General features: G+C 73.1%; 10 protein-coding genes. 6 read left to right on the top strand and 4 right to left on the bottom strand.

Annotated features, from left to right (window positions below):
* Nucleotides 1-104: 104 nt before the first annotated feature.
* On the bottom strand, nt 105-1685 hold the full coding sequence (locus tag AB0P06_RS16705) for a phosphonate degradation HD-domain oxygenase (RefSeq protein ID WP_363608010.1): 1581 nt from the start codon (nt 1683-1685) through the stop codon (nt 105-107).
* 212 nt (nt 1686-1897) lie between these two features.
* Here AB0P06_RS16705 and AB0P06_RS16700 point away from each other — a divergent pair, with 212 nt between their 5' ends.
* Nucleotides 1898-2488: a hypothetical protein gene (locus AB0P06_RS16700; protein ID WP_363608009.1), complete on the top strand. Its 591-nt coding sequence runs from the start codon at nt 1898-1900 to the stop codon at nt 2486-2488.
* Between the two features lie 158 nt (nt 2489-2646).
* Here the strand turns inward: AB0P06_RS16700 and AB0P06_RS16695 are convergent, their stop codons facing one another.
* On the bottom strand, nt 2647-3810 hold the full coding sequence (locus tag AB0P06_RS16695) for an aminotransferase class V-fold PLP-dependent enzyme (protein ID WP_363608008.1): 1164 nt from the start codon (nt 3808-3810) through the stop codon (nt 2647-2649).
* A 43-nt stretch (nt 3811-3853) separates the two neighbouring features.
* Between AB0P06_RS16695 and AB0P06_RS16690 the strand changes: the two genes are divergently transcribed.
* The 5 genes from AB0P06_RS16690 (at nt 3854) to AB0P06_RS16670 (ending at nt 9479) form a co-directional block, all read left to right on the top strand.
* Entirely contained in the window at nt 3854-4945 is a 1092-nt protein-coding gene (locus AB0P06_RS16690; RefSeq protein WP_363608007.1) for an amidohydrolase family protein, read from the top strand.
* A gap of 83 nt (nt 4946-5028) precedes the next feature.
* On the top strand, nt 5029-5706 hold the full coding sequence (locus AB0P06_RS16685) for a uracil-DNA glycosylase (protein WP_363608006.1): 678 nt from the start codon (nt 5029-5031) through the stop codon (nt 5704-5706).
* Nucleotides 5707-5905: 199 nt separating this feature from the next.
* Complete coding sequence (locus AB0P06_RS16680) at nt 5906-6916, top strand: SCO1860 family LAETG-anchored protein (protein ID WP_363608005.1); 1011 nt, start codon at nt 5906-5908, stop codon at nt 6914-6916.
* A 175-nt stretch (nt 6917-7091) separates the two neighbouring features.
* Entirely contained in the window at nt 7092-8114 is a 1023-nt protein-coding gene (gene glnII, locus AB0P06_RS16675) for a glutamine synthetase (RefSeq protein WP_363608004.1), read from the top strand.
* Between the two features lie 267 nt (nt 8115-8381).
* Nucleotides 8382-9479 carry an LLM class flavin-dependent oxidoreductase gene (locus AB0P06_RS16670; protein ID WP_363608003.1) on the top strand — a complete coding sequence of 366 codons (1098 nt, stop codon included), beginning with the start codon at nt 8382-8384 and terminating at the stop codon, nt 9477-9479.
* Between the two features lie 195 nt (nt 9480-9674).
* Here AB0P06_RS16670 and AB0P06_RS16665 read toward each other — a convergent pair whose 3' ends face one another.
* Together AB0P06_RS16665 and AB0P06_RS16660 are read right to left on the bottom strand one after the other, a co-directional pair.
* On the bottom strand, nt 9675-10202 hold the full coding sequence (locus AB0P06_RS16665) for a GNAT family N-acetyltransferase (RefSeq protein WP_363608002.1): 528 nt from the start codon (nt 10200-10202) through the stop codon (nt 9675-9677).
* Entirely contained in the window at nt 10199-11095 is an 897-nt protein-coding gene (locus AB0P06_RS16660) for a hypothetical protein (RefSeq protein WP_363608001.1), read from the bottom strand. The genes AB0P06_RS16665 and AB0P06_RS16660 overlap by 4 nt, the downstream gene beginning before the upstream one ends.
* Nucleotides 11096-11662 lie beyond the last annotated feature (567 nt).

The raw sequence follows: 11662 nt of genomic DNA, 5'->3' as shown, positions 1-11662 counted from the left end.
CACGGCGCTCGGGGTGAACGTCGTCGCGGGCATCGCCGGCTCGTTCATCGGTCTGGTGCTGGGCGGGCTGCTGGCCGAGTGGAACTGGCGGTCGGCCCGCCGCGCTACCTCATCAGGGCGGCGAGCAGCGGCCGGAAGTGCTCGAAGCCGGGCGTCCCGGCGTCCGCCTCCTTGGCCTGCTCGTCCCAGCGGCGGACGGCGACCGCGTCCGCCGCGCCCGGCAGGGCGGCGAAGGCGGCGGCCTGTTCCGCGCTCATCGGGCCGCCCTGCACCCGGAGGGTGTACTCGGAGGCCTCCGACAGCTTGGCGCGGTAGCCGGGCTCGACCGCGCAGAGGTAGCGCTTGGCGGCCACGTGCAGCCGGACCGGCTCCGTCACCTCCGGGCCGAACCACCGCTCCAGCCACCGGGCCCCGGTGTCGCTGTGCCGGTTGTCCTGACCCAGCATCAGATCCCGTCCGTGCAGCGCCCCCTGGAAGTGGCCCACGTCGTGCAGCAGCGCGGCGGCGACCAGGTGCGGGGCGGCCCCGGCGGCCTCGGCCAGCGCACCCGCCTGGAGCATGTGCTCGGCCATGGTGACCGCCTCGCCCAGGTACTCCCCGGCGCCCTCGCCGGCGAACAGCCCGGCGAGCTCGTCCAGCGCGGCGGCCTGCCGGTCCAGCACCGCGAGGGTGCTCGTCAGCGAGTCCAGGTCGGCGTAGCAGCCCTGGAGGTGGCGCGAACCGTCCTGCTCGAAGGCGGTCCTGGCGTGCAGCAGACGGACGTTGTCGAAGATCAGGCAGTCGCCCCGGTCGAGCCGGAACTCCAGCCGCAGCTCGGGCCGCAGGGTGATCGCGGCGAACCGCCGGTACGCCGCGTAGAAGGCGTCCAGCTCCTCGGTGGGCCCGCGCAGGGTGCCGATCGAACGGTTGTTGAACCGCACCTCCCGGATCCGGCCGAGCGGGTCCACACCGATCAGCGGCCGGTCGGCGCGCAGCTCGGTGGCGCGGTCGCGGAAGACGAACGGGACGGGCGTGCGGGTCAGGACGGCGAAGTCCTCCGGCGCCTCGGCCCGCAGGACGGCCGCCGCCTTGAAGCCGTCCACCAGCCCGGAGTCGCCGCCCGGCGCGGAGTTGTCCAGGCAGTGCAGCAGCTGGAGGGTGGGCACCGGGTCCCGGTACGGGTTGTCGGTGTGCGGGGCGATCGCGACGCTGGTGAAGGCCAGGTTGTTCGGGTCCGGCTCCACCCGGACGTCGAACAGCTCGCCGTAGTTGGTCACCCGCACATACCCGAAGGTCCCGGCGGCCGCGAGCACCTGCCGCTCGACCGCCGGCACCCCGCGCAGCACCGCGAAGCCCGACCGCCGTACGGCGCCGAGCACCGCGGCCCGCTCGGCCGGATCGGCCAGGTAGGCCTCCCACGACGCCTCCGGGACGCCGTGCCGGAAGTCGGCCGCCGTCCAGAGCCGCTTGTCCGCCTCGGTCCGGCCGTCGCCCCCGCCCTGCTGCTCCAGCCACTCCAGCGGGTAGCGGGACCGGTGCCCGTCCGACCAGAGCACCTCCAGGCCGCCGTCGGACTCGGTGCGCGCGGCGATCGCGAGACCGTCCGGCAGGTCGGTGATCTGGAACAGCTTCTGCCCGGTGCGCTGGTCGCGGCACTCGGCACAGGGGCAGTTGTCGCGCAGCCAGTACGGCGACAGCTGGGACATGGGGTCTCCTCCTCGGCGACTGGCAAAGTTGTATAGCCAACTTCGCCTCGGTGGGAGCCTGCCGGGCGCCGGTGAGGTCCGGGTGCCGGGCAGATGAACGATCCGCGAACTGTCCGGCGTCGCCGGGGTAAAGGCCCTTGCGGGCAATGGTCCGGACCTGCTCGGATATGCCGGTGCCCGAATCTGATCGACCGACCCCCGAAGACGTCCTCGTGGACGAGACCCCCGCCGCCCCCGGGCGGCGCTCCCGGCGGCGGCTCTGGCTGACCGTCACGGCCGTCGGCGTCCTGGCCGCGACGGCCTTCGGCGTCGTGTTCGCCGACAACTTCGCCGCGCTCGGCGCGTACCGCTACAACCCGCCCGAGGAGTTCGACGGGCTGCGGCTCAGCCCGACGGCTTCGGCCGGCAAACGGACCCTGCGCCCCGGCTCCGGCTCCGGGGTCTCCTCCACCACCTACCTCAGCGCGGACGGGGCGAGGGTGATCTGGCTGGCCGTCTCCGAGCAGCACACCTTCCTGCCGTCCGCGCAGATCGATGACGTGATCGTCGGCCACGAGGACGCCGGCCTTGAGCTCACCGACGTCCACGAGGTCGACCCCGGCGAGCGCGGCGGCGTGATGAAGTGCGGCCGCGCCGGCGGCGTCGACGGCGACGGTGAGCGCCAGGAAATGGGCCTCTGCACCTGGGTGGACGGCAGCATGTGGGCCGTCTACACCGAGGGTGTCGACGGCGCCGTGGTCAACCTCGACACCGTCACCGGCCACGCCCGTGAGTTCCGCCGGCTCGCCGAGGTCCCCGCCTAAGCCTTGGGACTGCTCGGCGGCCGGAGGTCGGAGCCCCCCGGGCGAAGGGGTCTACGCGTTCGGAGCCGTCCCCCGGGCCGGGCGTCCGCATCCAGTGGTTGGCCCTGCGGGCCCGGTGCGGGCGGCGCCGACGTTCGGGCCGGGGGCGGAAACCTTCCTCACTCGGGCGAGTGGCCGGCCTGCCAGGCCGCCTCCGCCGCCGCCAGGGCCGGGCCGGCGTCCGCGCCGGTGGCCTCGGCCAGGGCGGTCAGGCAGGCCCGGACGGTGGGCAGGGTGGCCGCGGCGCCGTAGTGGTTGACGCGGAGCATCTCGGCGGCCAGCGCGCCGCCGCCCGGCTGGACGGGGAGGGCCGGGTCGAGGCGGGCGGCGAGCTCGGCGGCGTGCAGGCCGGGCGGGGTGCGCAGGGTGGTGGCGACCGGGGCCGCGTCCTCGTCGCGGGGGACGAACGGGGTGAGGGTGCCGAGGGCGCGGACGCCCGCGCGGGTGGCGGAGGCGGCGGCGCGGTGGCGGGCGATCACGGCGGGCAGGCCGTCGGTGCTGATCCGGTCCAGGCAGGCGCCGAGTGCCAGCATCTCCAACTGGGCGGGGGCGTGCGGGAGTACGGCGCGGCCGGCGTCCGTCCAGCGCTCCTTCCAGTCCAGCAGCGAGAGGTAGGAGCGGCGCGGCGCGGCCGGGTTGGCGGCGATCCGCTCCCAGGCGCGCTCGGAGACCGAGACGGCGGAGACTCCGGCCGGGCCGCCCATCGCCTTCTGCCCGCCGATCACGCACAGGTCGATGCCCCAGGCGTCGGTGAGCAGCGGCTCGGCGGCCACCGAGGCGACGGCGTCCAGCATCAGCAGCGCGCCGTGCTCGCGGACGGCGGCGGCGATCCCGGCGACCGGGTTGGTGTTGCCGGTGGCGGCCTCGGCGTGGACGAGGGAGACGAAGTCGATCGCCGGGTGCTCCCGGAGGGCGGTGGCGACCTGTTCGGCGGTGACCGCGCTGTCGAACGGCACGGCGAGGTCCACGACCTCGGCCCCGCAGTCGCGCAGCCAGTTGCCGAAGGTCTGGCCGTACGGGCCGGTGACGATGTTCAGCGCGGTGGAGCCCGGGTGCGCGGCGCTCCGGATCGCGGCCTCCAGCGGCAGCAGCGCCTCACCCTGGGTGACGATCACGTCGGCTTCGGTGTGCAGCAGCGCGGCCACCTGGTCCTCGATCGCCGCGAAGTCGGCGGCGCTGAGCGGGGGCAGGTCGAGGAAGGGGCTCACGGTGGCGGCCGGCCTTTCGGGGATGGTGGTGACGGGTGAACACGGGCGGTACGGGCGGGAACGAGTCTGCACCATTGTCACTGCTTACAGGGAACGGCCTCCTCGGTAGAGTGCGGCCATGAGCGATGGCGCGGTGCTGCACGTCAGGGGACGGGTACTGGTCGGCCCGGAGGACGTCCGGGACGAACTCTGGGTGGTGGACGGGAAGGTGACCTTCGTCCGCCCGCTCGTCGCGGGGGACGTCCGGACGGTGACCGGCTGGGTGCTGCCCGGTCTGGTGGACGCGCACTGCCATGTCGGCCTGGACGCGCACGGCGCGGTGGACGCGGCCACCAGCGAGAAGCAGGCGCTCACCGACCGTGACGCCGGCACCCTGCTGATCCGCGACGCCGGTTCGGCCGCCGACACCCGCTGGATCGACGACCGCGCGGATCTGCCCCGGATCATCCGGGCCGGCCGCCACATCGCCCGGACCCGCCGCTACATCCGCAACTACGCGCACGAGATCGAGCCCGGCGACCTCACCGCGTACGTCCGCGTCGAGGCCAGGCGCGGCGACGGCTGGGTGAAGCTGGTCGGCGACTGGATCGACCGTGACCGCGGCGACCTCGCCGCCTGCTGGCCGGGCGACGCGCTGGCCGAGGCGATCGCGGCGGCGCACGAGGAGGGTGCCCGGGTCACCGCGCACTGCTTCGCCGCCGAGTCGCTGCCCGATCTGCTGGCGGCCGGCATCGACTGCGTCGAGCACGCCACCGGGCTCACCGAGGAGTTGATCCCGGTCTTCGCCGAGCGCGGGGTGGCGATCGTCCCGACCCTGGTCAACATCGCCACCTTCCCGGGCCTCGCGGCCGGCGGCGAGGCCAAGTTCCCGGCCTGGTCCGCGCACATGCGCCGGCTGCACGCGCGCCGGTACGACACCGTCGGCGCGGCGCACGACGCGGGCATCCCGGTCTACGTCGGCACGGACGCGGGCGGCTCGCTGGCCCACGGCCTGGTCGCCGAGGAGGTGGCCGAGCTGGTGAAGGCGGGGCTCACCCCGGCCGAGGCGCTGTCGGCGGCCAGTTGGGGGGCGCGGGAGTGGCTGGGCCGGCCCGGGCTGGAGGAGGGCGCGTCGGCGGACTTCGTGGTGTACGACGAGGACCCGCGCGCGGACGTCCGGGTGCTGGCGGACCCGCGGGTGGTGGTGCTGAGGGGGCGTCCGGTGGGGTGATCCTCTCCGCGCCCCCCCGTCATGATCCTTTCGGTGGCGTGCAGGGGAACGACCTGTCGGTGTAGGCCGATAGGGTGGCGCCCATGGCACCGCGTCCACTGAACGAGATCGTCGAGCCCGGTTGGGCCACCGCCCTGGAGCCGGTCGCCGGGCGGGTCGCCGCCATGGGCGACTTCCTGCGCACGGAGCTGGCCGCCGGCCGCACGTACCTGCCCTCCGGGCCGAACGTCCTGCGCGCCTTTCAGCAGCCCTTCGCCTCGGTGCGGGTGCTGATCGTCGGGCAGGACCCGTACCCGACGCCCGGGCACGCCGTCGGGCTCAGTTTCTCGGTGGGGCCCGAGGTGCGGCCGATCCCGGCCAGCCTGATCAACATCTTCCAGGAGTACGGCAACGACCTCGGCCTGCCGCAGCCGTCCAACGGCGACCTCACGCCGTGGACGCAGCAGGGCGTGCTGCTGCTGAACCGGGCCCTGACCACGGCTCCGCGCAAGCCCGCCGCGCACCGGGGCAAGGGCTGGGAGGAGGTCACCGAGCAGGCGATCCGGGCGCTGGTGGCCCGCGGCGGCCCGCTGGTCGCGATCCTCTGGGGGCGCGACGCCCGCAATCTGCGCCCGCTGCTGGGGGAGGTGCCGGCGATCGAGTCCGCGCACCCGAGCCCGTACTCGGCGAACGGCGGCTTCTTCGGCTCGCGGCCGTTCAGCCGGGCCAATGAGCTGCTGGTGCGGCAGGGGGCGCAGCCGGTGGACTGGCGGCTGCCGTAGCGCGTCGGCGGGGGCCGGCACTGAGCGTCAACCTGGATTCTCACTCGAACGAGTGAAATGACTTTCTGTGTGACTCATGTGACGGATTGTTCGAGAAGACTGGCGGCTCGTCGTTCGGAGCGCCGACCCCTTTCCCCGCCCTGTCGTGGGTGACGTCGGAGGCGCGCTCCACCGCATCGCCATCCGTGGGGGTACCGCCATGTCTTCTTCGCGTTCCGTCTCCTTCTCCGCCTCCGTCGCCGCCGGGGTGGTGGTCCCGGCCCTGCTCGCCGCGCCGTTCGCGCACGCTGCCGGGCCCACCGCCCCGGCGGCTGCCAAACCCGGCAGGGCGCGCGCCGTCACCGCCGAACTCGACCTGCACGTCAGCCTGTTGAACAAGACGGTGGACGTCCCGGTGAACGTCGCGCTCAACAAGGTCGAGACCCCGGCCCAGCGCGACGGCTCGGTGCTCACCGCCACGGTGGACGGCGTCGACCAGCGGGGGCCGATCACCCTGGTCAAGGCCGACATCGGCAAGTCGGTGACCAGGGCCGACGCCAAGGGCGCCACCGCCTCCGTCCAGCTGGTCAACGCCGACGTGCACGCACCCGGCCTGCCGCTCACCACCCTGCTCGGCCTGGAGGCGCTCAGCTCCGAGGCCACCTGTCCGGTCGACGGGCAGCCCACGGCGAACGTCACCGCGCCCGCCCGGCTCACCGTCCTCGGCAAGCCGGTCACCCTCAGCCTGTACGGTCCGACCGCGGTGGACGTCCCGCTGGTCGGCAGCGTCTCGGTCGAGTTCTCCAAGCGCACCACCACCTCCACCACCGCCGCCGCCTCCGCACTGGAGGTGCGGGTCGAGGTGAACCCGCTCAACCTGAACGTCGCCAAGGTGACCGGGAAGATCACCGTCGCCTCGGTGAGCTGCGAGAAGCCGACCGCTCCGACCGCCTCCGCCACCCCGACGGCGACCCCGACCGTGCAGCCCGTCGCGGACGGCACCGCGACGACCGCCGTCACAGCGGCCACCACCCCGGCCGCCACCCGCCCGGCCACCGTCCCGCAGGCCGCCACCGGGGCCGCTGCGGCCCCCGGGGAGCATCTGGCCGCCACCGGCGGCAGCGACGCCACCGGCCCGCTGGCCGCCGGAGCCGCCGCCCTGGTCGCGGGTGGGGGCTGCGCCCTCTGGGCCACCCGCCGCCGCCGGGCCGCGCACGCCCGCCGCCGCTGACGCCACCGGCACCGGCGCCGCGGTGCGGGGGTGCCCGGCGGCGGCACTCTCGCACCGTGACCGCACCAATGCGGACGGTTGGTTCACCTGCGTGTTACATGAGAGGAACAACCGGGAAACGGCGGCTTGCAACGCTACGCGGGCACCCACCACTCAGTTTGCGAGGTTCACCGCCGTGGCAATCAAGGCCGAGTACATCTGGATCGACGGCACGAAGCCGACCGCCAAGCTCCGCTCCAAGACTCGGGTCCTGCCGAACGCCGACAAGATCCCCACCTGGGGCTTCGACGGTTCCTCCACCAACCAGGCCAAGGGCCACGCCTCGGACCGCGTGCTCGACCCGGTCAGGATCGTGCCGGACCCGATCCGCGGCGGCGACAACATCCTCGTCCTCTGCGAGGTGCTGGAGACCGACGGCACCCCGCACGAGTCCAACACCCGCGCGCTGCTCCGCTCCGTGGCCGAGCAGTACGCCGCGCAGGAGTCGATCTTCGGCATCGAGCAGGAGTACACCTTCTTCAAGGGCGCCCGCCCGCTCGGCTTCCCCGACGGCGGCTTCCCGGCCCCGCAGGGCGGCTACTACTGCGGCGTCGGCGCCGAGGAGGTCTTCGGCCGCGAGATCGTCGAACTGCACCTCGACCGCTGCATCGACGCCGGCCTGGCCATCTGCGGCATCAACGCCGAGGTCATGCCCGGCCAGTGGGAGTTCCAGATCGGCCCGGTCGACGCGCTGACCGCCTCGGACGACATGTGGATCGCCCGCTACCTGCTCTACCGCACCGCCGAGGAGTTCGGCATCGACGCCACCCTCGACGCCAAGCCGGTCCGCGGCGACTGGAACGGCGCGGGCGCGCACACCAACTTCTCCACCAAGGCGATGCGCGAGGGCTACGACGCGATCATCACCGCCTGCGAGTCGCTCGGTGCCTCCCAGGAGACGGTGCTGGAGCACGTCAGCCAGTACGGTGACGACATCCAGTCCCGCCTGACCGGCAAGCACGAGACCGCCCCGTGGAACGTCTACAGCTACGGCGTCTCCGACCGCGGCGCCTCGGTCCGCATCCCGTGGCAGGTCGAGGTGGACCAGAAGGGCTACATCGAGGACCGCCGCCCGAACGCCAACGTCGACCCCTACGTCGTCACCCGGCTCCTGATCAACACCTGCTGCGCCGCCCTGGAGAAGGCCGGCCAGGTCTGATCCGCCCCGCTCCGCCACGGCCGCCGGCCTTCCCCACGGGGAGGGTCGGCGGCCGTGTTCGTGCCGGGCCGGGCCGTGTTCGTGCCGGGCCGGGTCGTTCCGGGCCGGGTCGGGCATAATCGCCTGCATGACCGCTCCCGCCCGCCACCCCCTCGTGCGCCGTCTGCACGTGGACCTGGTGCGGGTCTGCTCGGCCGCCTGTCGTCCCTGAACCGTCCTTCGAGTTCACCCTTCAGGCACGCATGCCCGGCACAGGAGCGTACGCCCATGTCCCTCACCTTCCACTGGTTCCTCCCCACCAACGGCGACAGCCGGCACGTCGTCGGCGGCGGGCACGGCTCGACGCCCGGGACGGCCGGGTCGGACCGGCCGCCGAGCGTCGCCTACCTGGGACAGATAGCCCGCAGCGCCGAACAGCTGGGCTTCGAGGGGGTGCTGACGCCGACCGGCGCGTGGTGCGAGGACGCCTGGCTGACGACGGCGATGCTGACCCAGGTCACCGATCGGCTCAAGTACCTGGTGGCGTTCCGGCCCGGGCAGCTCAGCCCGACGCTGGCCGCGCAGATGGCGGCGACCTACCAACGGCAGTCCGGCGGACGGCTGCTGCTCAACGTGGTGACCGGCGGCGAGTCGGCCGAGCAGCGGGCGTACGGGGACTTCCTGGACAAGGACGCGCGCTACGCCAGGACCGGGGAGTTCCTCTCCATCACCCGGCGGCTCTGGGCGGGGGAGACCGTCGACCACGACGGCCCCCATCTGCGCGTCGAGCGCGCCACGTTGAACCGGCTGCCCGACCCGGTGCCGCCCGTCTACTTCGGCGGCTCCTCCCCGGCGGCCGGCGAGATCGCCGCCCGGTACGCCGACGTCTACCTGACCTGGGGCGAACCGCCCGGCCAGGTACGGGAGAAGATCGCCCGGATCCGTGAACTCGCCGCCGCCCGGGGCCGGGTGGTCCGCTTCGGCATCCGTCTGCACGTCATCACCCGGGACACCTCCGCGCAGGCCTGGGCCGAGACGGAGCGGCTGCTCGCCGCGATGGACCCGGGACGCATCCGCGCGACCCAACGGGCCCTCGCCGAAAGCGAGTCGGAGGGCCAGCGGCGGATGCTCGCGCTGCACGGCGGCTCGGCGGAACGGCTGGAGATCCACCCCGGCCTGTGGGCGGGCATCGGCCTGCTGCGCGGTGGCGCGGGCACGGCACTGGTCGGCAGCCACCGCGAGGTCGCCGACCTCGTCACCGAGTACCACGAGCTGGGCATCGACGAGTTCGTGCTCTCCGGGATGCCGCACCTGGAGGAGGCGTACTGGTTCGGCGAGGGCGTGCTGCCGCTGCTGGCCGCCCGCAACCTGTGGAGCCGGCCGTGACCGACGCCTTCCACCCCGACCTGCCGCCCGCCGCCGCCTCCCGTGTCCACCACATCCGGGTCTGCAGCCAACGGTGTAACTCGGGTGTTGTGAGTTACCGGCGGCCGACGGAGAGTCGGCCGTCGAAGGCGATGTCGAAGGCCTGCAGTGCGGGGTTCCTCCGGAACTCACCCCCGCCGGATCGGATGCGGTTCGTCAGCGTGCGCGAAGCATGGCGGTGAGCCGGGGCGACTCGGGTGAGGGCTGCTGGCTATTGATGGCCTGGTAGCCCCAGGTCTCGTACAGGGCCTGGACCTTGCCGTCCCCGGCGAGCGGGTTGACCATGAGGGTGACGCGGTCCTCGTTGCGGTGGGCGAGGAGCTCGTCGTGGATGCGGCGGGCGGTGCCGGTGCCGCGCCAGGGGGTGCGGACGCCGATCTCCTTGATGACCAGCACGGGGGTGTCGGTGAAGCCGTCGAGTAGAGGTTCGGCCATGCGCTTCCAGTACCGGTCGCCGGCTTCGGCGGTGTTGCCGTACGCGTACCCCACCGGGACTTCGCCGTCGTAGCCGAGGACGAGTTCGAACCCGGGCTCGGTGGCGTGCCGGTCGAGTCGTTCGGCGAACGCCTCAACGCGGTAGTTGGCCAGGTGCAGCAGCGGCGCCCGGACGTCCGCGTAGACGTCCAGCAGGTCCTGGCGGGCCTGGGCCGTGAGGTCGGTGTGGTGGCGGAGTTCGACGGTCACGCGGTGGTCCTCCAGGTCTCGTGGGCGTATTCGGCCCAGGTGCGGGCGGGGCCGCTTCCCGCGGCGCGGTCGGTGAGCTTGGTGCCGAAGACGCTCAGCATGCCAGTGACACGGGGATGGGTGGAGACCTCGGCCGGTACCGACATGGCGGTGGCGACGGCGGGCTCGAGGGCGTCCTGGCCGAGCTGGGCATGGGCCAGGCGGACGGTGGTGATCGCGTGGGAGCGCTGCATGGCGCCCCGGCGAAGCGCGATGCTGCGGTGCGCGTGGGCCTCAGCGTCCTCCCAGTTCCCGGCGGCCAGGTGGGCGGCGAGCGCGAGGGAGTCGAGTTCCGACTGATCGTAGAAGGCGGTTATCCACAGCGGGCGGGTCGCAGCAGGGCCGGCTCGGTCGAGGGCGTCCTGCGCGTGGCCGAGGGAACGCCGCACCGCGTTGGTGTCGCCGGTCAGGCCGTGGATGGCCGCGTGGCGGGCATGTCCGAGGGAGGCGAACAGCGGGTCACGGCGGGCGATGGGCAGGTTGCGGGCCACGTCGTTGGCGGCGAGTGCGTCGCCGGGGCGGGAGAGGTGGCGGTAGAGGCTGCCGGCGTGGGACCAGACGCGGAACTGGATGCCGCTGTCGCCGGACATCGCGGCCAGGGAGGCGGCCTTCTGGTGGTGCTGAAGAGCGGCGTCGAAGCGGCGGCCGTCGATGGCGGCCCACATCGCGCTCGACATGAAGGAGGCCGCGCTGGCATACAGCTGGGCTCTGATCCGCTGGGTGGCGGTGCCGTGCTCCTGGAGGGCGAGGGCTTTGTCGGCGAGTTGGCCGACGCGGGTCTCGATGCTGAGTCGGCCGCCGTGGCGGTGGTCGCTGGCGACGACCTCGGCGAAGCGGGCCTGCAACTGCTGCACGTCGCTGATCCCGATCCGACGCGGTCCGCTTGCCGCGGTGCTGGTCAACACGGCAGCCGCCGTGCCTCCGGCAACCGCTATGAAGTCGCGTCGCCTCACGTTGACCTCCGTTGTGGTGCGGGTCCGCCCGGTGGGGACGAAGCCCAGTTCCTCGGGCATGCAGTCGAATACTGCCGTGAGCGCGAGGCGGATCTTCAACGGCGGCCAACGGGTCTGACCGGTAAGCCAGTTGTGCACCGTGCGCTCTGATACCGTGCCGAGCTTCCCCGTGAGGATCTTGACCTCGGCGTTCACTTCGCGGGCTAACTCTGCCTTCGTCATGCGGCGTTCGGCCATCCGGAGGCGGAGTGCGACGTTGGCCACCATGTGATCAACGTAGCCGCGGTGTGACGTGGCGTGCAGGGGAACGGGCAATGAGACGGTCAAGTTTTCCGGTTCGGCCGAGACCTGCAACGTGCGTACTTTGCCTCACCACTTGGTAGCTGACGGTCGTTCACTGGTTGCGCAACGCCGCCCGACATCCCCTGGGGGCGGCATCTGGCGCCAGGCCCGTCCTGCGTTCCGGGC

It is taken from the genome of Kitasatospora sp. NPDC088351 (genome assembly GCF_040685575.1).
In the GTDB taxonomy this organism is placed as follows: Bacteria; Actinomycetota; Actinomycetes; order Streptomycetales; family Streptomycetaceae; genus Kitasatospora.
Note: the sequence above shows the minus strand (reverse complement) of the source record. Positions and strands in the feature narration are given on the sequence as shown.